This window comes from Burkholderia sp. SCN-KJ (assembly GCF_024656005.1).
Lineage (GTDB): Bacteria > Pseudomonadota > Gammaproteobacteria > Burkholderiales > Burkholderiaceae > Burkholderia.
On the sequence record NZ_JANKOG010000015.1, the window covers coordinates 63,279 to 83,566 of the forward strand.

Sequence of the window (20,288 nt, forward strand, 5' to 3'; positions counted from 1 at the left end):
CGGCGGTGCACGCGTTCGCGCTCCAGGCATTCAACGGCCTCAGCTACGGGTTGCTGCTGTTCATGCTGTCGGCCGGCCTCACGCTGATCTTCAGCGTGCAGGGCGTGCTCAACTTCGCGCATGCGAGCTTCTACATGCTCGGCGCATACGTCGGCTACAGCATCGCGGCCCGCGCGGGTTTCTGGCCCGCGCTCGGGCTCGCGCCGCTCGCGGTCGGGCTGCTCGGCGCCGGCTGCGAGCGCGCCCTGCTGCGCCGCGTGCAGGCGCACGGGCACACGAGCGAACTGCTGCTGACCTTCGGGCTCGCGTACCTGATCGGCGAGGGCGCGAAACTGCTGTGGGGCCTCGCACCGCTGCCGGCGCCGGTGCCGCCGCTGTTCGACGGCACGCCCGTGACCGTGTTCGGCCTTGCGCTGCCGCGCTACCGGCTCTTCATGATGGCGATGTCCGCGGCGATGCTGGTCGCGCTCGGCGCGCTGCTGCGCGTGTCGCGCCTCGGGCTCGTCGTGCGCGCCGCGCTCACGCACCGCGCGGCCGTTGAGGCGCTCGGCTACGACGTGCCGCGCGTGATGACGGGGCTGTTCGGCGCGGGCACCGCGCTCGCGGCGCTGGCCGGCGTGATCGGCGCGCCGCTCGCGGTGATCGAGCCGGCGCTGGCCGAGACCGTCGGGTCGGTGGTGTTCGCGATCGTCGTGATCGGCGGGCTCGGCTCGCTCGGCGGCGCGTTCGCCGCGTCGCTCGCGGTCGGCTTCGCGCAGACCTTCGCGGCGTCCAGCGACACGTCGCTACGCGACCTCGCGCAATGGGCGGGCCTCGCGCTGCCCGACAGCGTCGCGGCCGTGTCGATCGCGCAGCTCGCCCCGCTGGTCCCGTACCTGCTGCTCGTCGCGGTGCTGGTCGCCCGGCCGCGCGGGCTGTTCGGCGAGCGTGTCGATGGCTAGCCGCGCGCGGGCCGGCGCGCTGCGCTGGGTGCTGTTCGCCGCGTGCGTGGCCGTGCCCGCGTGGCTGTGGCCGCATGGCGCGGTGCTCGGCTATCTCGCGCAGACGGCCGCGCTCGTCGTGCTCGCGCTGTCGTACAACCTGCAGCTCGGCACGACCGGGCTGCTGTCGTTTGGCCATGCCGCCGTCGCGGGGCTCGGCGCGTTCGCCGCCGCGCACTGGTTCAATCATGTCGGCGCGCCGCTGCCGCTGTTGCCGCTCGTCGGCGGCGCGGCCGGCGCGGGCTTCGGGTTCCTGGCCGGCCTGCTCGCGACACGCCGCGCGGGCACCGTGTTCGCGATGATCACGCTCGGCCTCGGCGAATGCGTCGCGGCCGCCGCGTGGAGCGTGCCCGCGTGGTTCGGCGGCGTCGGCGGCGTGACGATCGACCGCGCGAGCGGCGCGCCCTGGGGCGGCTGGCATTTCGGTGCGCAAACGCAGGCCTACGCGGTGATCGCCGCATGGTGCATCGTGTCGGCGCTGGCGATGCACGCGCTGACGCGCACGCCGCTCGCCCGGCTCGCGAACGCGGTGCGCGACAACCCCGCGCGCGTCGCCGCGCTCGGCACCGAGCCGCGCCGCGTACGGCTCGCGATGGTCACCTGCGCGTCGTTCTTCGCGGGCATCGCCGGCACGCTGACGCTGATCGACGTCGAGATCGCGACGCCCGACAGCGTGTCGATGGCGCGTTCGGCGACCGTGCTGATCGCCGCGGTGATCGGCGGCACCGGCACGTTCTTCGGGCCTGCGGCCGGCGCGGTGGTGCTGACCGCGCTGAGCGTCGTCGTCGCGGGCGTGTCGCGCGCATGGGCGCTGTATCTCGGCGTGCTGTTCGTCGCGGTCGTCGTCGCCGCGCCGCGCGGGATCGCGGGCATCGCGCAAGCGTTCGCGCATGCATTGCGGCGCGGCGCGCCGGCGGCCGAGCGGTGGCGCTTGTTGTGCGGGGTCGGCGCGTGCGTGTTCTGGGGCGTCGCGATCGTCTGCGCGGCCGAGCTCGGCTATGCGTGGCGTTTCGCGCAGGACGACGGCACCGGCATCGCGTTCGGCGCGTGGGGGATCGACGCCGATTCGCCGGCGGGCTGGGCCGTCGCGGCCTCGGCGGCCGGCATCGGCACGCTGCTGTGGGGCTGGCGCGCGCGGCTGCTGAACCATGGGCATGGCACGCGGGAGGACGGGCGATGAACGGCAACGCGATCGCGCTCCACGGGATCGTGCAGCGTTTCGGCGCGCAGACCGTGCTCGACGGCATCGAACTGAGCATCGCGGCCGGCGAGCGTCATGCGCTGATCGGGCCGAACGGCGCGGGCAAGTCGACGCTGTTCGGCGTGATCGCCGGCGCGACGCGGCCGACGCGCGGGCGCGTCGTGCTGCACGGTGTCGAGCTGCGCGGGCGCGGGCCGGTCGTCGCGAGCCGGCTCGGCATCGGCCGCAGTTTCCAGCAGACGAGCGCGTTCGCGCGGCTGAGCGTGTTCGACAACCTGCGCTGCGCGGCGCTGCATGCGCCGGCCGAGCGGCGGCGCTGGTGGAACCGGCTGCGCGAATCGGCATCGGTCGATCGCGCGGCCGCGCGCGTGCTGCACGACATCGGCCTCGATGCGCAGCGCGACGCGCCGGCCGGCGCACTCGGCTATGCGGAACAGCGCGCGCTCGATCTGGGCATCGCGCTCGCGAGCGGCGCGCGCACGCTGCTGCTCGACGAGCCGACCGCCGGCATGAACCGCGAACAGGCGGCGCGGATGATCGCGCTGATCCGCGCGACGACGCAGGGCCGCACGGTGCTGATGATCGAGCACGACATGGATGCGGTGTTCGGCTTCGCCGAGCGCATCACGGTGCTCGTGCGCGGCACGGTGGTCGCGACCGGTGCGCCCGACGCGATCCGCTCGGACCCGGCCGTGCGCGCCGCCTATCTCGGCGAGGGCGCATGAGCGCGCTGCTCGACATCCGCGGCCTGCGTGCGTGGTACGGGCGGCAGCCCGTGCTCGACGGCGTCGATCTCGCGCTCGCGCCGGGCGAGACGCTCGCGCTGCTCGGCCGCAACGGCTCGGGCCGCTCGACGCTCGCGAAGGCCGTGATGGGGCTCGTGCGCACCGCGGGCTCGGTGCGCATCGCCGGCGCCGAATGCGCGGGGGCGCGCACGTTCGAGATCGCGCGGCGCGGCGTCGCTTACGTCGCCGAAAGCCGCGACGTATTTCCGCTGCTGAGCGTGCGCGACAACTTGCGGCTCGGGCTGCGCGGCCTGCGCGGCGCGGCCGAACGTGCCGCGCTCGACCGGCTGCTCGCGCGCTTTGCGCTGCTGGGCGCGCGGGCCGACGTGAAGGCCGGGCGGCTCTCGGGCGGCGAGCAGCAGGTGCTCGCGCTGGTGCGCGCGCTCGCCGGCCGCCCGCGCGTGCTGATCGTCGACGAACCGGCCGAAGGGCTCGCGCCGCTCGCGGTCGACGCAGTCGGCGCCTGCCTTGCCGCGCTGCAGGACGACGGCGTCGCGATCCTGCTGATCGAGCAGCGGCTGCAGCTCGCGCCGCGGCTCGCGCAGCGCGTCGCGGTAATGGGGCGCGGGCGGATCGTCTACGACGGCGCGCTCGACGGGCTCGGCGGCGACGTCGTCGGCGCGTGGCTGAGCGCCGGCTGACCGTCCGTCGGCCGATTGTTCGGCAAACCTCGCCAGTCAATTCGTGTCGAGCCGCTTTATCGCGGCCGCCGGAACCGCGAAGATTGCCAGCAAGGCCGGTGCGCCGCGACAGGCGCGACCGGTACCCATCCATCGAAGTCTTCCGACTGAGGAATGAAATCATGAGCAAGCTGGCAGGCAAGGTCGCGATCGTCACGGGCGCTTCCAAGGGGATCGGCGCCGCAATCGCGAAGGCGCTGGGCGCCGAAGGCGCGTCGGTCGTCGTCAACTACGCGAGCAGCAAGGCCGGCGCCGACGCGGTCGTGAGCGCGATCGTCGAAGCGGGCGGCCGCGCGGTCGCGGTCGGCGGCGACGTGTCGAAGGCAGCGGACGCGCAGCGCATCGTCGACACGGCGATCGACACGTACGGCCGTCTCGACGTGCTGGTCAACAATTCCGGCGTGTACGAATTCGCGCCGATCGAGGCGATCACCGAAGAGCACTACCGCCGGCAGTTCGACACGAACGTGTTCGGCGTGCTGCTGACGACGCAGGCCGCCGTCAAGCATCTGGGCGAAGGCGCGAGCATCATCAACATCAGTTCCGTGGTGACGAGCATCACGCCGCCCGCGAGCGCCGTGTACAGCGGCACCAAGGGCGCCGTCGACGCGATCACCGGCGTGCTCGCGCTCGAACTCGGCCCGCGCAAGATTCGCGTGAACGCGATCAACCCGGGCATGATCGTGACCGAAGGCACGCACAGCGCGGGCATCATCGGTTCGGACCTCGACCGGCAGGTGCAAAGCCAGACGCCGCTCGGCCGCCTCGGCGAGCCGGACGACATCGCGTCGGTCGCGGTGTTCCTCGCATCGGACGATGCGCGCTGGCTGACCGGCGAGCGCCTCGTCGCGAGCGGCGGGCTGCACTGATCGCGCGCGCCGGCGCGCGCCGCTACGCGATCATCGCGAGCGCGTTCGCGCCGACATGCCAGCGCAGGCTCTCGACGACGAGCGCATGATCGCGTTCGTCGTCGAGCCCGGCGATCGCCATCGCGCCGACGATGGCGCCGTCGGCCAGCCGCAGCGGCACGCCGCCGCCGTCGAGCGCATAGTCGGCATCCGACAATCCCTGCGACTGCAGCGACCAGCCGGCGCGGCGAAAGCGCGCGCCGACCTCGAGCGAACTGACGCCGAAGCGCAACACCGTGTTCTGCCGGCGGCGGATCGCGTCGCTGTCGCGGGCGCGGCTGCCGTCGAGCGCGCAATAGAACAGCGGTGCGGCTTCGCCGACGATGCCGACCGCGATCGGCAGCCCGCGGCGCGACGCGAGATTGATCGCGATGTCGCCGAGCCGGCGCGCGACGTCGGCATCGAAGTGCGCCAGCATCGGCGTTGAGGCCGTGTCGCCGAAGGGCGTGGGCGCGCAGCGCGGGAAGGGTGTCGCCATGGCAGCTCCGTGTCGTCGCAAGTTCGGCCCGTGCGCGCGTCCTGCGTCGCGCGCCGGCCGTCGATCGTTCAGCGCGTCAATGCATCAGCGCCCGGGCGCCGCGTCGAGCATCCACTCGTGCGCGGGGTCGTTCTTGAACGCCCACGCGCGGCTCGGCCCGGCCATCACGTTCAGGTAGTACAGGTTGTAGCCGTGCGGCGCGACCACCGGGTGATAGCCGCGCGGCACCATCACGACGTCGTGGTTCTCGATCGCGCATGCCTCGTCGAGGCTGCGGTCGTCCGTGTACACGCGCTGGAACGCGAAACCCTGCGGCGGATCGATCCGGTGGTAATAGGTTTCCTCGAGCGACGTTTCGTCGGGCGCCGCGTCGCGATCGTGCTTGTGCGGCGGATAGCTGCTCGAGTGGCTCGCGGGCGTGATCACTTCGACGACGAGCAGCCGGTCCGCGGCCGGGTTGTCGCCCATCAGGATGTCGCATACGTAGCGCGTGTTGGTGCCTTGCCCGCGCACGGCGCGCCGCATCCGTTCGCCGTCGAGGCGCTGCACGCGCTTGTCGCCGCTCGCGTAAGGCGCGGTGCACAGCGCGACTTCCGTGTCGCGCGTCGCCACCAGCGTGACGGTCTTGCCGCCCGGCACGTACAGTGCGTCCGGCGACACTTCCTCGAACACGCTGTCGCGCTTGCCGAGCGCGTCGTAGGTCTCGCCGTCGACTTGCGCGCGCAGCGTGCCCGTGAGCACGACGACGCACAGTTCGCGCGTGCCCGTGTCGAGCGTTTCGGTGTCGCCGGCCTTCAGGCGTAGCGCGCGAAAGCCGACGTGTTTCCAGCCGGCCGACTCGGGCGTCACGTTGCAGATTTCGCGGTCGGCGGATGCCTTGACCAGCAGGGGAGAAATCGTCATGGCGTGAGGTTCCTCGATGAGATGACGGGGCTTACGCGCTCAACCGGTCGACGATCGCGCGCAGCGATTCGTAGCCCTTCTTCGCATACTGATAGCTCGGCGCGACGGCCGGGTCCTGCTCGGCCTCGACCACGAGCCAGCCTTCGTAGCCGGCGTCCTTCAGCGTGCGCAGCGTCGCTTCGTAATCGAGCGCGCCGTCGCCCGGCACCGTGAAGGTGCCGTTGATCACGCCGTTCAGGAAGCTCCAGCCGCCGTTGCGCGCCTGCGTGACGACCTGCGGCCGCACGTCCTTGCAGTGCACGTGCACGACGCGCGCCACGTGCTTCTTCAGCAGCGCGACCGGATCGGCCGCGCCGCCGAAATACGCGTGGCCCGTGTCGAACAGCAGGAACACCTTCGCCGGATCGGTCAGCGCCATCAGCCGGTCGACGTCGTCCGGCGATTCGACGTACGCGCCCATGTGGTGATGGTAGGCGAGCTTGATCCCGTAGGTCTCGAGCAGGTGCGCGCCGAATGCGTCGAGGCGCGCCGCATAGCGCCGCCAGGTTTCATCGTCGACGAAGCGCGGGCGCTTGGCGACCGGCGTGTCGATGCTGCCCTGGATCGTGCCCGCGCATTCGCCGTACACCACGACCTTCACGTCGTTGAACTGCAGCTTCGTCATGTGCGCACGGCAGCGCTCGATTTCGGCCTCGACGGCATCGGCGTCGCTCATGCCCGGCGCGACTTCCGCCAGAAAGCCCGAATACCAGCCCGACACGCACACGAGCCCGAACTCGGCGAGCTTCGCCTTCAGCTCGGGGCCCGTCTTCGGAAACTTGTTGCCGAGCTCGAAGCCCGCGTAGCCGATTTCGGCGCCTTCCTTCAGTGCCGTCTCGAGCGGCGTCTCGCCGCCGAGCGACGGCAGGTCGTCGTTCATCCACGACAGGGGATTGATACCGATGCGAACGTTCCAGCTCATGACGTGCTTCCTTGGTTCGAATGTTGTTTTCGCGGAGCGGCGGATTGAATGGGGAAACGGATCAGCGTCGCTGCCGGGTTTTCTCGTCGAGATACGTCCGGTGCGCGCGTTCGACACCGGCGCGCGCGGATACCTGCGGCACCGCGACTTCCCACCACGCGCCGCCGTCCGCGGTCGTGCGCTCGTGCGTCGTGTCGATCACGATGACCTGGCTCGTCTTCGCCGCGCGCGCACGCTTCATTTCGCTGCGCAGCTCGCCGACGTCGCGCACGTGCACGGCTTCGGCGCCCATCGAGCGCGCATGCATCGCGAAGTCGATCGTCGAGCGTTCGCCGCCTTCCGGCACGCAGTCGTCGAGCATGTTGTTGAAGCTCGCGCCGCCGCAATTGAGCTGCAGCCGCTCGATGCAGCCGTAGCCGCGGTTGTCGAGGATCACGACGATGAGCTTGCGGCCGAGCATCACGGACGTCGCGAGCTCGGCGTTGAGCATCATGTACGAGCCGTCGCCGACGATCACGATCACTTCGCGCTCGGGCCGCGCGAGCTTCGCGCCGAGGCCGCCCGCGACCTCGTAGCCCATGCACGAGTACGCGTAGTCCATGTGGTAGTTGCCCGGCACGCCGCTGCGCCACAGCTTGTGCAGTTCGGCCGGCAGCGTGCCGGCCGCGCACACGACGAGATCGTCGCGCGCGCTGTCGCGCCCCGCGTCGGCCGCCGAGTCGCGCACCGCGCCGATCACTTCCGCGTCGTACGGCAGCGTGTCCGTCGGCACGCGCGTGGTCAGCTCGGTCACGCGCGCGTTCCACGCGGCGGCCTGATCCTGGTTCGCGGCCGTCCAGGCCGCATCCGCGCGCCAGCCCGCGAGCGCGGCCGACAGCTGGCCGAGGCCCGTGCGCGCATCGGCGATCAATTGCCGGCCGCGCTTCTTGCCCGCGTCGAACGGCTGCACGTTCAGGCTCAGCAGCGTCGCATTGCCGAACAGCGCATGCGAGCCGGTCGTGAAGTCCTGCAGGCGCGTGCCGACCGCGAACACCACGTCGGCCTGCGCGGCCGCGCGGTTCGCGGCGGGCGAGCCCGTCACGCCGATCGAGCCGAGGTTCAGCGGGTGGTCCCACGCGAGGCTGCCCTTGCCGGCCTGCGATTCGGCGACCGGCACGCCGTGCGTGTCGGCGAACGTGCGCAGCGCGTCCCACGCCTGGCTGTACAGTACGCCGCCGCCGGCGACGATCAGCGGCTTCTTCGCCGCTTTCAACACGTCGAGCGCATCCGCGAGTTCGAGCGCGTCGGCCGGCGGGCGGCGCATCCGGATCACCGGCGGCGCGAAGAAATCCTCCGGCCAGTCGTACGCGAAGGTCTGCACGTCCTGCGGCAGCGCGAGACACACGGGGCCGCACTGCGCGGGGTCGGTCATCACCTGGATCGCGCGCGGCAGTGCGACGAGCAGCTGCTCGGGCGACGTGATCCGGTCGAAGTAGCGCGTCACCGGCCGGAAGCAGTCGTTCGCGCTGACGTCGCCCTGTTCGAAGTCCTCGACCTGCTGCAGCACCGGGTCGGGCAGCCGCGACACGAACACGTCGCCGGGCAGCAGCAACAGCGGCAGCCGGCCGACGTGCGCGAGCGCGGCGGAGGTCAGCATGTTGGTCGCGCCGGGGCCGATGCTCGACGTCGCGGCCATCATCCGCTGGCGGAAGTTCGCTTTCGCGAACGCGACGGCCGCATTCGCCATCCCTTGCTCGTTGTGTGCGCGGAACGTCGGCAGCCGGTCTCGTTCGGCATGCAGCGCTTCGCCGAGCCCGGCCACGTTGCCGTGGCCGAAGATCGCGAACACGCCGCCGCAATACGGCAGGATTTCGGTGCGGCCGTCCGGCTGGACGACTTCGGCGCGCAGGGCGGCCAGGTAGCGCACGAGCGCCTGGCTGACGGTCAGTCTCACGGTGGTGGTCATCGTCTGTCGATCGGGAGGAATCGGGTGGTCATCACGGACATCTGCATCAGGCTGCTGCCGCGGCGCGCGCGGCGGCACGGCGGCCGAGCCACGCGTCGACCAGCTGCGCGAAATTGCCGGCCACTTCGTCGATCAGCGCCTGGTCGTCGATCCGGCCGGCGAGCCAGTGCAGCGACGCGTCGGCCCACAGCGTGCGGCCGACCATGAAGCCCTTGACGATCGGGTTGGTCGCCGAGCGGAAGCTGTCGACCAGATATTGCAGCGGCTGGTTCAGCCCGAGGATCACCGCGCCGCGGCAGTGCGGGTCGCGCTCGGCTACCAGCGTCTCGAGCCGCGCCCAGCCGTCGGCGCTCATCGGCGCGAGCTTCCACCACTCCGGCATCACGCCGAGGTTGTAGAAGCGCGCGACCGTGCGCAGCACCGCGTCGTCCTCGGTGCCGGGCGGCGTGACCGCGCGCGGCGGAATGATTTCCAGCAGCAGCTCGTTGCCGCTCGCGCGCGTGGCTTCCCACAGCTCCAGCACGCGCTGCTCCTGCGCGACGCGCAGGTCGACGTCGTCGTCGGGGTGGTAGTGGACGAGGCACTTCACGACCTGTTCGGTCGGCCAGTGCGTGAGCGACGAGCCGACCGAGCGCGTGTCGTCGAAGCACAGCGGCCGCGAGCCGGGCAGCTCGACCGGGCGGCCGACCCACCAGCCGCGGCCGGTGGCCGACGCGAGCGCGTCGCGGCCATATGCGCCGCCGTCGATCAGCACGCCGACATGGCCTTCGATCCGGCGATCGCGCTCGACCTGTTCGGCCGCGCGCACGAGCAGGCGCTTCAACGTCTTGATCCGCGCTTCGTCCGCGCCGGCCTGCACCGCGAGCTCGTAGAACTGGCTGCGATGGTCGAACGCCATCACGCACAGGTCGTCCCATGCGCGGCGCGGCACCGTCACGCGATGCAGGTGCGCGAGCGCGCGATCGGCGTCCACCTGCGGATTGCGGCTGCCGCCGAACCAGTGCGCGAGCTCGGCCGGCGTCGGCATCGCGGCCGAGCACGCGTGGCGCGACACGACGATCGCGCCGCACGCGTTCGCGATGCGCGTCGCTTGCGCCCAGCCGTGCCCGCGCAGCAGCCCGGACAGCAGGCCCGACAGGAACGCGTCGCCCGCGCCCAGCACGTTCAGGACTTCGACGCGTTCGCCGTGGAAGGTCGGCGCATCGTCGATGCGCGCAGGGATGTCGCCCTCGATCACGCAGCAGCCGAGCGCGCCGCGCTTGACCACCAGCACCGCGCCGCTCGCGCGGCGCACGGCCTGCAGCGACGCGATCAGGTCGTGCGGCACGCCGCCCGCGATCAGGAATTCCTCCTCGGTGCCGACCAGCAGGTCGAACTCGCCGAGCACCTGCTGCAGCTGCCGCGTGACCTGCGCGTCGGGCACGTAGCGGTTCTCGCCCGCGCCGCGCGCGGTCAGCCCCCACAGCACCGGCCGGTAGTCGATGTCGAGGATCCGCACGACGCCGTGGCGGCGCGCGTAGCCGAGCGCGGTCAGCGACGCCTCGCGGGTGCCCGGCGTCGAAAGATGGGTGCCGGTGATCGCGAGCGCGCGGCAGCCGGCGATGAAGTCCTCGCGGATCTCGTCGGCGCGCACGGCCATGTCCGCGCAGTTCTCGCGCACGAACAGCAGCGGGAACGTGTCGCGATCCTTCAGCCCGAGCAGCACGAGCGCGGTCAGGCGTTCCGGATCGGTCTGCAGCTGGCTCGTGTCGCAGCCTTCGCGCTCGAGCGTCTCGCGCACGAAGCGGCCCATCTGCTCGTCGCCGACGCGCGAGATCATCGCGGTCTTCAGTCCGAGCCGGGCGACGCCGAACGCGACGTTGCCCGACGAGCCGCCGAGATACATCTGGAAGCTGCGCGCATCCTCCAGGCGGCTGCCGTACTGTTGCGCGTAAAGGTCCACGGCGACGCGGCCGAGGCAGGCGAGATCGATGGGGCGGTCAGTCGGAAAGTTCAACGGGCTCATATCACGTATCACGCTCGCGGCCGGCGTTCGACCCTGCCGGCGGATTGAGGGACCGATCCTGCGACGGTGGTCCGTCACGTGCGCGGCACGACACGGGAACGCCTGCCGCAAGGAATCGGGCTACGGAACGGAGTCTAGACTTTTTGGAAATCCAGTTCCCTAGGTGAAATCACGTAGAAATAAATTTCCAAATTTTCGAAGAAGTGATCTACAGTTTCATCCGGATGCTTCAGTCCGAATCGGATCCGATCGGACTCGGCCCGGCGGCGCGCAACGCGCCGTTTTTCCGCCCCCGGAGATGAGGAGACAGAGTGATCATGAAGACCAAGCTGATGGCCGCCGCGGCCGCCGCAATCCTGGCCATGCCGCTCGCGCATGCCGAGAAGATCGGCGTGACGATGGCATCGTTCGACGACACGTTCCTGACGATCCTGCGCAACAGCATCGGCGATGCGGCGAAGAAGGACGGCGCGACCGTGCAGATCGAGGACGGCGGCAACGACGTCGGCAAGCAGTTGAGCCAGGTCCAGAACATGATCGCGCAGAAGGTCGACGCGATCATCGTGAATGCGGTCGACACCGACGCGACGCCGAAGATCACCAAGATGGTGACCGCCGCGAAGATCCCGCTCGTCTACGTGAACCGCAAGCCGGTCGATTTCGACAAGCTGCCGGCCGGCGTCGCGGTGGTCGCCTCCGACGAGAAACAGTCGGGCACGCTGCAGGCGCGCCAGGTGTGCAAGCTGCTCGGCGGCAAGGGCGACATCCTGGTGCTGATGGGCGAGCTGTCCAACGAGTCGGCGCGCGCGCGCACCAAGGACATCGAGGACGTGATCGCGACCAAGGACTGCGCCGGCATGAAGATCGTCGACAAGCGCGAAGGCAAGTGGAGCCGCACGCAGGGCCAGGACATCACGATGAACTGGCTGAGCTCCGGGACGAAGTTCGACGCGATCGTGTCGAACAACGACGAAATGGCGATCGGCGCGATCAACGCGCTGAAGGCCGCGCGCAAGCTGACGCCGAAGACGGTCGTCGCGGGCATCGACGCGACGCCGGACGGGCTCGCGGCGATGAAGAGCGGCGAGCTGAAGGTGTCGGTGTACCAGAACGCGGCCGGGCAGGGCGCGCAGGCCGTCGCGGCCGCGCTCAAGCTGGCGAAGAAGCAGCCCGTCGAGCGCTTCGTGAACGTGCCGTTCGAACTCGTCACGCCGGAGAACATGAACCAGTACGCGAAGCACTGACCGGTTTTTCCGCTGAACTGCGCGGGCCCGGCGTGTCCGGGTTCGCGTGTGACTTTCGAGGAACGTCCATGTTTACAGCCAGGATGGCGCGCTCGATGGCGAGCGAAAGCGCGCCGGCCGCCTCGCCCGCCGCACCGGGTTCGTCCGGTGCGCCCGCCGCCGACTGCGTGCTCGAGGTGCGCGGCGTCGGCAAGTCGTTTCCCGGCGTCGTCGCGCTCGACGGCGTGCAGTTCCGCGTGCGGCGCGGCACCGTGCATGCGCTGATGGGCGAGAACGGCGCCGGCAAGTCGACGCTGATGAAGATCATCGCCGGCGTCTACACGCCCGACCAGGGCGAGATCCTGATCAACGGCGAGCCCGTCGTGCTGAACGGCCCGCTCGACGCGCTCGATCGCGGGATCGCGATGATCCACCAGGAACTCAACCTGATGCCGTACATGACGGTCGCGGAGAACATCTGGATCCGCCGCGAACCGAAGAACCGCTTCGGCCTGATCGATCACGCCGAGCTGCGCCGCCGCACCGCCGCGCTGTTCGAGCGGCTGTCGATCGACATCGACCCGGAAGCCGACGTGCGCACGCTGACGGTCGCGAGCCGCCAGATGGTCGAGATCGCGAAGGCCGTGTCGTTCGACTCCGAAGTGCTGATCATGGACGAGCCGACTTCCGCGCTGACCGACAAGGAGGTCACGCACCTGTTCCGCATCATTCGCCAGCTGCGCGAGCAGGGCAAGGGCATCGTCTACATCACGCACAAGATGAACGAGCTGTTCGAGATCGCCGACGAGTTCTCGGTGTTCCGCGACGGCAAGTACATCGGCACGCACGCGTCGAGCGACGTCACGCGCGACGACATCATCCGGATGATGGTCGGCCGCGAGATCACGCAGATGTTCCCGAAGGAGGAGGTGCCGATCGGCGACGTCGTGCTGGCCGTGAAGAACCTCGGCGTCGACGGGGTGTTCCGCGACGTCAGCTTCGAGCTGCGCGCGGGCGAGATCCTCGGCGTCGCGGGCCTCGTCGGCTCGGGGCGCTCGAACGTCGCGGAGGCGCTGTTCGGCGTCGTGCCGGCCACCGCCGGCGAGATCCTGATCGACGGCAAGCCGGTGCGCATCGCCACGCCCGCGCAAGCGATGAAGCACGGGATGGCGTTCCTCACCGAGGACCGCAAGGACACCGGCTGCTTCCTGAATCTCGACCTGCTCGCGAACATGGAAGCGGCGGTGCTCAGCAACCGCTACGTGAAGTTCAATTTCGTGCGGCAGGCGCAGTTGAAACGCGACTGCGAGGCAATGAGCCGGATGCTGCGCGTGAAGACGCCCGGGCTGCACGAGGAAATCCAGAACCTGTCGGGCGGCAACCAGCAGAAGGTGCTGATCGGCAGATGGTTGCTCACGCAACCGCGCATCCTGATCCTCGACGAGCCGACCCGCGGGATCGACGTCGGCGCGAAGGCCGAGATTCACCGGCTCGTCAGCGCGCTCGCCGGCAAGGGCGTCGCGGTGCTGATGATCTCGTCGGAGATGCCGGAGGTGCTCGGCATGAGCGATCGCGTGATGGTGATGCACGAAGGCCGGATGACCGGCATCGTCGAACGCAAGGACGCCGACCAGGTCCGCATCATGGACCTGGCCTCGCGCTGAGCCGCAACAAGCATGGAGACAACTGAAATGGGCAACCTGAATCCGGTCGCGGACGCGCAGTCCATGACGATCAAGACGCGGCACGCGAAGTGGCCGCCCGAACTGAGCATCTTCCTGGTGCTGGTGGGCATCAGCCTGTTCTTCGAGGTGATCGGCTGGCTCGTCGTCGGGCAGAGCTTCCTGTTCAACGCGGAGCGGCTCGAGATCATCGTGCTGCAGATGGCCGTGATCGGCATCATCGCGGTCGGCGTGAACCTCGTGATCATCACGAGCGGGATCGACCTGTCGTCGGGGTCGGTCGTCGCCGCGGCGGCGGTCGTGTCGGCCAGCCTCGCGCAGGTGTCCGATTTTCCGCGCGCGGTGTTCCCGCACCTGACCGACCTGCCGGTCATCTGGCCGGTGCTGGCCGGCGTGTGCGTCGGGCTGCTGGTCGGCCTGCTGAACGGCTCGCTGATCGCGCTGACGGGCATCCCGCCGTTCATCGCGACGCTCGGCACGATGGTGGCCGCGCGCGGCTTCGCGAAGTGGTTCACCAACGGGATGCCGGTGTCGATGCTGACCGACCAGTTCGCGGCGATCGGCGCGGGCGCGAACCCGGTGATCATCTTCGTCGTGGTGGCCGCGATCTTCCACGTCGTGCTGCGCTACACGCGCTTCGGCAAGTACACGTATGCGATCGGCGCGAACCGCCACGCGGCCGTCGTGTCGGGCATCAACGTGACGCGCCACCTGGTGTTCGTCTATGCGATCGCGGGCCTCCTGAGCGGGATCGCCGGCACCGTGACGGCCGCGCGCGCGATCTCCGGCCAGTCGGGCATGGGCGTGATGTACGAGCTCGACGCGATCGCGGCCGTCGTGATCGGCGGCACGTCGCTGTCGGGCGGCCTCGGGCGCGTGACGGGCACCGTGATCGGCGTGCTGATCCTCGGCGTGATGACGTCGGGCTTCACGTTCATCCGGATCGACGCGTACTACCAGGAGATGGTCAAGGGCGCGATCATCGTCGCGGCCGTGATCGCCGACCAGTATCGCAACAAGAAGTCGCGCCGCTGACCGGCCGCGGCCGAACACACAACAAACGGGAAGAAGATGAAGATCGCTCTGGACCCCTACATGATTCGCCACCTGCCGCTCGACCGGCTGCCGCATGCGGTGGCCGAGCTCGGCTACGACCAGATCGAGCTGTCGCCGCGCAGCGACTTTCTCGACTGGTGGGTGATGCCGCGCGCGACGCGCGAGCGCATGGCCGCGTTCCGGCACGCATTGCGCGCAAGCGGCGTGGGCCTTGCGTCGCTGCAGCCGATGTACCGCTGGGCCAGCCCGTTCGATGACGAGCGGCAGTGGGCGGTGCGCTGCTGGAAGAAGGCGATCGAGGTCGCGCTCGAGATGGAATGCCCGCTGATGGTGTCCGAATTCGGGCGCGGCGCGTCGCCGGAGCGCTCGGTCGGCGAACGGCCGGGCGCGAATCCGAAGGAGCTGTGCGAAGCCGCGTGGTTCCGTTCGATGGACGAGCTGCTGCCGATCCTCGAGCGCGAACGCATCGTGCTGTCGGTCGAGCCGCATCCGGAAGACTGGATCGAGCAGCTGCAGCCGGCGATCGACATCGTCACGAACATCGGCTCGCCGTCGCTGAAGCTGTCGTACATCGCGCCGCACACGTTCTATTACGGCGACGACATGGCCGCGATGATCGCGGCCGCCGCGCCGATCCTTGCACACGTGCGCGTGGCCGACACGTTCGACCACCGCAAGAGCAGCCAGCTGCGCTACATCGTGAACCCGCCGGGCTCGAACCAGATCCGCGTGCACCAGCATCTCGACATCGGGCAGGGCGAGATCGACTGGGACGTGTTTTTCCGCGCACTCGGCAGCGCCGGCTTCGACGGCGTGATGTCGTCGTGCGTGTTCGCGTGGGAGGACCGCGCGGAAGCGTCGTCGCGCTACATGCGCGACACGATCCAGCGCTACGTCGAACGCCATTTCGAACGGGCGGCCGTGCGCTGACCCGTTTTGGAACCATTGCCGACCGGCGCGGCACGGGCCGCGCCGTCGTTGAACCAGAGACTGGAGATATCCGGATGACCTTGCAAATCGGCGTGATCGGCTGCGGCGCGATCGGCCAGGACCATATCCGCAGGCTCACGCGCACGCTGTCCGGCGCGCGCGTGGTGGCCGTCAACGACATCGATCCGCAGCAGGCGCGCGATGCGGTGACGAAGTACGGGCTCGATGCGGAAATCTACGGTGACGGCCACGAAGTGGTCGCGGCCGCCGACGTACAGGCCGTGCTCGTCACGTCGTGGGGGCCGACGCACGAAGCGTTCGTGCTCGACGCGATCGCGCACGGCAAGCCGGTGTTCTGCGAGAAGCCGCTGGCCGTCACGGCCGACGGCTGCATGCGCATCGTCGAAGCCGAGGTCGCGCACGGCCGCCGGCTCGTGCAGGTCGGCTTCATGCGTCCGTACGACGAAGGCTATCGCGCGCTCAAGCGCGTGATCGACGGCGGCGAGATCGGCGCGCCGCTGATGCTGCATTGCGCGCACCGCAACCAGTCGGTCGGCGAGCGCTATACGACCGACATGGCGATCACCGACACGCTGATCCACGAACTAGACGTGCTGCGCTGGCTGCTCGGCGAGGACTATGCGAGCGCGCAGGTCGTCTATCCGAAGAAGACGCGCCATGCGTCCGCGCATCTCGCCGATCCGCAGATCGTGCTGCTCGAAACCGCGAGCGGCGTGCGCATCGACGTCGAGATCTTCGTCAACTGCCAATACGGCTACGACATCCAGTGCGAGGTGGTCGGCGAGAACGGCATCGCGAAGCTGCCCGATCCGCCCGCGGTTGGGCTCAAGCACGCGGCGCGGCAGTCGGTCGAGATCATGACCGACTGGAAGGAGCGCTTCGTCGCGTCGTACGACGTCGAGCTGCAGGCGTTCATCGACGGCGTGCGGCAGGGTGCGCTGACCGGACCGTCCGCGTGGGACGGCTATGCGGCGGCGGTCGCGGCCGATGCGTGCGTGCGCGCGCAGCAGAGCGGGGCGGTCGAGCCGATCGCGATGGCCGAACGCCCGGCGTTCTATCGCGGCTGAACCGGCTGAACACGCCGACACCGGGCCGCGTGTCCACGCGGCCATGCTCGCGGCCGCGCGCCGCTTTCCTGCGGGACTGACCAACATGACGATGAAGATTGGCTGCGCGCCCTGCTGCTGGGGCGTCGACGACGTGAAGAACCCGCACCTGCCGCCGTGGCGACAGGTGCTCGCGGAGGCCGCACAGGCCGGCTATTCGGGCATCGAGCTCGGCCCGTACGGCTACATCCCGCTCGAGCTCGACGTGGTGAGCGCGGAGCTCGAGCGGCAGCGTTTGAGCATCACCGCCGGCACGATCTTCGACGACCTGGTGTCGCCGGAGAACCTGCCGAACCTGCTGCGCCAGACGCGCGAGATCTGCGCGCTGATCACGCGCTTGCCGAAGCTGCCGACGCAGCCGGGCCAGCGCCATGCGGCGCCGTATCTGGTCGTGATGGACTGGGGGCACGACGAACGCGACTACGCGGCCGGCCACGCGGATCGCGCGCCGCGCCTGTCCGCCGAACGCTGGGCGCGCATGGTCGACCACATTCGCGAAATCGCGACGATCGCGCGCGACGAATTCGGCGTGCGCGCGGTGATCCATCCGCATGCGGGCGGCTACATCGAGTTCGCGGACGAGATCGACCGGATCGTCGCCGACGTCACGGCCGATACGGCGGGCCTCTGTCTCGACACCGGCCACCTGTACTACTCGGGGATGGATCCCGAGACGTGGCTGCGCCGTCACGCGGCGCGGCTCGACTACGTGCATTTCAAGGATATCGACGCGGCCGTATACGACGCGGTGATGGGCGAACACATCGCCTTCTTCGCGGCGTGCGCGCGTGGCGTGATGTGCCCGATCGGCACCGGCGTGCTCGACTACCGCGCGATCCGTCGCGCGCTCGACGACATCGGCTATGCGGGATACATCACGATCGAACAGGAGCGCGATCCGCGCAATGCCGGCACGAGCCTGCGCGACGTCGCGGCGAGCCGGGAGTTTCTCGCATCGGCCGGGTTCGCGTAATCGGCCGTCGGCCCGACCCTTTGCACACACTTTGAACACCTGAACACGGACAGGAACACGACAATCATGATCGACGGACAGATTCTGCTCGGACATTCGATTCCCTGGGGCATGGTCGGCGGCGGGCTCGGCAGCCAGATCGGCTACAGCCACCGGTCGGCTGCATTGCGAGACGGCAGCTTCCAGCTCGTTGCCGGCGCATTCGACATCGATGCCGAACGCGGGCGGCAATTCGGCGTGAAGCTCGGCGTCGACGCCGGGCGCTGCTATCCCGACTACCGGACGATGTTCGACGCCGAGGCGAAGCGTGCCGACGGCATCCGCGCGGTGTCGATCGCGACGCCGAACAACACGCACTTCGAAATTTGCCGCGCGGCGCTGAACGCGGGGCTGCACGTCGTGTGCGAAAAGCCGCTGTGCTTCACGACCGAGGAGGCCGAGGCGCTGCAGCGGCTGTCGGTCGAGAAGAACCGCATCGTCGGCGTCGCGTACGGCTATTCCGGACACCAGATGATCGAGCAGGCGCGCGAAATGATCGCGCGCGGCGATCTCGGCGAGATACGCATCGTGCAGATGCAGTTCGCGCACGGCTTTCACAGCGAGGGCGTCGAAGCGGCGAGCGCCGCCGCGCGCTGGCGCGTCGACCCGAAGTTCGCGGGGCCGAGCTACGTGCTCGGCGATATCGGCACGCATCCGCTGTACATCTCCGAAGTGATGGCGCCGGAACTGCGGATCAAACGGCTGATGTGCTCGCGGCAGAGCTTCGTGAAGAGTCGCGCGCCGCTCGAGGACAACGCGTTCACGATCATGGAGTACGACACGGGCGCGATCGGCTACGTGTGGTCGAGCGCGGTGAACGCGGGCTCGATGCACGGGCAGAAGGTGCGCGTGATCGGCTCGAAGGCGAGCGTCGAATGGTGGGACGAACATCCGAACCAGTTGCGCTACGAGATCCAGGGGCAGCCCGCGCAGGTGCTCGATCGCGGGATGGGCTATCTGCATCCGCTCGCATTGCGCGAGGACCGCATCGGCGCCGGGCATCCGGAAGGGCTGTTCGAAGCGTGGTCGAATCTGTACGCACGCTTCGCGCTCGCGATGGATGCGGCCGATCGCGGCGACGCGCATGCGTTGAAGAACATCCGCTTTCCGGATGTCCATGCGGGCGTCGAAGGCGTGCGGTGGGTCGAGAACTGCGTGCGGTCCGCCGATGCGGGCGGCGTATGGGTCGACTATCGGTGAGCAAGCGGTCAGCAAGCGGCGGCCGATGCGCGGCGCCGGCCGGCGGCCCAGGGCGGCTGCCGGCGACCCTCGGCGGAGCCGTCCGCATCGGCGTCGGTAGACGCCCTAATCTTTACGGCTCGGCGACGGCGTTGGAAAATCGTTTCCATTCCGGCCGTGGAGCGTGTGCAGGTGATGATCGAGCGCGTGGGAGCGAGCGTGCGGCGCGGGCCGTGCCGCAAACGTGATTAAATTCGCCCTTCATGCATGTCCATAGGTGAGTCCCGGGCGCACGCGCAGGCGGCGCGCGGATCGGGTCCGTCAACTTCGCGCTATCCGATGAGTTCATCCGAGAAACCACCCGCCACCGTCGAGGCGTTCCTGCAGCATCTGACGCAGGAGTACGACGGCCTCAGCAATCGCCTGAAGGTGATTGCGCGTCACGTGGAAACGCATCGGGACCAGCTGGGCCTGGAAGGCATCCAGTCGCTCGCGGAGGCGTGCGGCGTGCAGCCGTCGGCCGTCGTCCGGTTCGCGAAGCATTTCGGCTTTTCGGGCTTCTCCGAGATGCAGCGGCTGTTCCGCGAGGGGCTGGCCCAGCAGATCGCGCCGGGCCGCGCGTACAACCTGCGGCTGCGCGACGTGATCGAATCGGGCGAGTCGAGCCTGCAGCCCGAGCAGATCGCCGACGAATTCATCAAGGGCAGCATTGCCGGCATGCAGCAGCTGCGGCAGACGCTCGACCCGCACGCGCTCGCACAGGCCGTCGACCTGCTCGCCGACACGCAGGCGATCTGGATCGCCGGCTCGCGCCGCGCGTTTCCGATCGCCGTGTATCTCGACTATGCGCTGCAGCACACCGACAAGCGCATCGGCCTGTTCAGCGCGCTCGGCAGCATGCATCTCGGGCAGATCCGCTCGGTGCGCGAGGGCGACGTGATGATCGTGATCTCGTTCATGCCGTATGCGGAAGAGACGGTGCAGGTCGCGCAGCAGGCCGTGCAGCGCGGCGCGCGCCTGATCGCGATCACCGACAGCCGGATGAGCCCGCTCGCGCGGGAGGCCGAGGTGACGCTGATGGTGCAGGACAGCGCGACGTTCGGGTTCCGTGCGCTGACCGCGACGATGGGCCTCGCACAGAGCCTGTTCGTCGCGCTCGCCTACCGGCTCGAACTGTCGTACCTGCCGACCGCCGACGGCGCGCACGGCACGCAGGCCGGCTGACGCCGGCCT

General features: G+C 69.5%; 18 protein-coding genes. 13 read left to right on the forward strand and 5 right to left on the reverse strand.

Features of this window, described 5'->3' with window-relative positions; translation table 11 throughout:
- The first annotated feature begins 5 nt into the window (after positions 1-5).
- From NQV17_RS23570 to NQV17_RS23590, 5 genes are all read left to right on the forward strand, one after another.
- Positions 6-941 carry a branched-chain amino acid ABC transporter permease gene (locus NQV17_RS23570; RefSeq protein WP_257774075.1) on the forward strand — a complete coding sequence of 312 codons (936 nt, stop codon included), beginning with the start codon at positions 6-8 and terminating at the stop codon, positions 939-941.
- Positions 934-2,160 (forward strand): branched-chain amino acid ABC transporter permease, encoded by a 1,227-nt coding sequence (locus NQV17_RS23575; RefSeq protein ID WP_257774076.1) that lies wholly within the window; start codon positions 934-936, stop codon positions 2,158-2,160. Before NQV17_RS23570 ends, NQV17_RS23575 begins: the two co-directional genes overlap by 8 nt.
- Positions 2,157-2,906 carry an ABC transporter ATP-binding protein gene (locus tag NQV17_RS23580; RefSeq protein WP_257774077.1) on the forward strand — a complete coding sequence of 250 codons (750 nt, stop codon included), beginning with the start codon at positions 2,157-2,159 and terminating at the stop codon, positions 2,904-2,906. The genes NQV17_RS23575 and NQV17_RS23580 overlap by 4 nt, the downstream gene beginning before the upstream one ends.
- Positions 2,903-3,607: an ABC transporter ATP-binding protein gene (locus tag NQV17_RS23585; RefSeq protein WP_257774078.1), complete on the forward strand. Its 705-nt coding sequence runs from the start codon at positions 2,903-2,905 to the stop codon at positions 3,605-3,607. Before NQV17_RS23580 ends, NQV17_RS23585 begins: the two co-directional genes overlap by 4 nt.
- 161 nt (positions 3,608-3,768) lie before the next feature.
- Complete coding sequence (locus NQV17_RS23590; protein ID WP_257774079.1) at positions 3,769-4,515, forward strand: glucose 1-dehydrogenase; 747 nt, start codon at positions 3,769-3,771, stop codon at positions 4,513-4,515.
- Positions 4,516-4,537: 22 nt separating this feature from the next.
- On the opposite strand, the gene NQV17_RS23595 is transcribed toward NQV17_RS23590, so the two are convergent.
- The 5 genes from NQV17_RS23595 to iolC form a co-directional block, all read right to left on the reverse strand.
- On the reverse strand, positions 4,538-5,032 hold the full coding sequence (locus NQV17_RS23595) for a heme-degrading domain-containing protein (protein WP_257774080.1): 495 nt from the start codon (positions 5,030-5,032) through the stop codon (positions 4,538-4,540).
- Between the two features lie 84 nt (positions 5,033-5,116).
- The gene (gene iolB, locus NQV17_RS23600; RefSeq protein WP_257774081.1) at positions 5,117-5,935 is read right to left on the reverse strand and encodes a 5-deoxy-glucuronate isomerase; all 819 of its coding nucleotides are present in this window, start codon (positions 5,933-5,935) and stop codon (positions 5,117-5,119) included.
- A gap of 31 nt (positions 5,936-5,966) precedes the next feature.
- The gene (iolE, locus tag NQV17_RS23605; protein ID WP_257774082.1) at positions 5,967-6,896 is read right to left on the reverse strand and encodes a myo-inosose-2 dehydratase; all 930 of its coding nucleotides are present in this window, start codon (positions 6,894-6,896) and stop codon (positions 5,967-5,969) included.
- 61 nt (positions 6,897-6,957) lie between these two features.
- Complete coding sequence (gene iolD, locus NQV17_RS23610) at positions 6,958-8,841, reverse strand: 3D-(3,5/4)-trihydroxycyclohexane-1,2-dione acylhydrolase (decyclizing) (RefSeq protein ID WP_257774083.1); 1,884 nt, start codon at positions 8,839-8,841, stop codon at positions 6,958-6,960.
- A gap of 46 nt (positions 8,842-8,887) precedes the next feature.
- On the reverse strand, positions 8,888-10,846 hold the full coding sequence (gene iolC, locus NQV17_RS23615; protein WP_124893746.1) for a 5-dehydro-2-deoxygluconokinase: 1,959 nt from the start codon (positions 10,844-10,846) through the stop codon (positions 8,888-8,890).
- Positions 10,847-11,163: 317 nt separating this feature from the next.
- Here iolC and NQV17_RS23620 point away from each other — a divergent pair, with 317 nt between their 5' ends.
- From NQV17_RS23620 to NQV17_RS23655, 8 genes are all read left to right on the forward strand, one after another.
- The gene (locus tag NQV17_RS23620; RefSeq protein ID WP_044846095.1) at positions 11,164-12,090 is read left to right on the forward strand and encodes a sugar ABC transporter substrate-binding protein; all 927 of its coding nucleotides are present in this window, start codon (positions 11,164-11,166) and stop codon (positions 12,088-12,090) included.
- A gap of 68 nt (positions 12,091-12,158) precedes the next feature.
- Positions 12,159-13,733 carry a sugar ABC transporter ATP-binding protein gene (locus tag NQV17_RS23625; protein ID WP_257774084.1) on the forward strand — a complete coding sequence of 525 codons (1,575 nt, stop codon included), beginning with the start codon at positions 12,159-12,161 and terminating at the stop codon, positions 13,731-13,733.
- A 27-nt stretch (positions 13,734-13,760) separates the two neighbouring features.
- The gene (locus NQV17_RS23630; protein WP_040143986.1) at positions 13,761-14,786 is read left to right on the forward strand and encodes an ABC transporter permease; all 1,026 of its coding nucleotides are present in this window, start codon (positions 13,761-13,763) and stop codon (positions 14,784-14,786) included.
- 36 nt (positions 14,787-14,822) lie between these two features.
- Positions 14,823-15,737 carry a sugar phosphate isomerase/epimerase family protein gene (locus NQV17_RS23635; RefSeq protein WP_257774085.1) on the forward strand — a complete coding sequence of 305 codons (915 nt, stop codon included), beginning with the start codon at positions 14,823-14,825 and terminating at the stop codon, positions 15,735-15,737.
- Positions 15,738-15,811: 74 nt separating this feature from the next.
- Positions 15,812-16,825 (forward strand): Gfo/Idh/MocA family protein, encoded by a 1,014-nt coding sequence (locus tag NQV17_RS23640; RefSeq protein ID WP_257774086.1) that lies wholly within the window; start codon positions 15,812-15,814, stop codon positions 16,823-16,825.
- A gap of 85 nt (positions 16,826-16,910) precedes the next feature.
- Positions 16,911-17,837 (forward strand): sugar phosphate isomerase/epimerase, encoded by a 927-nt coding sequence (locus NQV17_RS23645; protein ID WP_257774087.1) that lies wholly within the window; start codon positions 16,911-16,913, stop codon positions 17,835-17,837.
- Positions 17,838-17,903: 66 nt separating this feature from the next.
- On the forward strand, positions 17,904-19,076 hold the full coding sequence (locus tag NQV17_RS23650; protein WP_257774088.1) for a Gfo/Idh/MocA family protein: 1,173 nt from the start codon (positions 17,904-17,906) through the stop codon (positions 19,074-19,076).
- A 318-nt stretch (positions 19,077-19,394) separates the two neighbouring features.
- Positions 19,395-20,279 carry a MurR/RpiR family transcriptional regulator gene (locus tag NQV17_RS23655; protein ID WP_257774089.1) on the forward strand — a complete coding sequence of 295 codons (885 nt, stop codon included), beginning with the start codon at positions 19,395-19,397 and terminating at the stop codon, positions 20,277-20,279.
- The last annotated feature ends 9 nt before the right edge of the window (positions 20,280-20,288 follow it).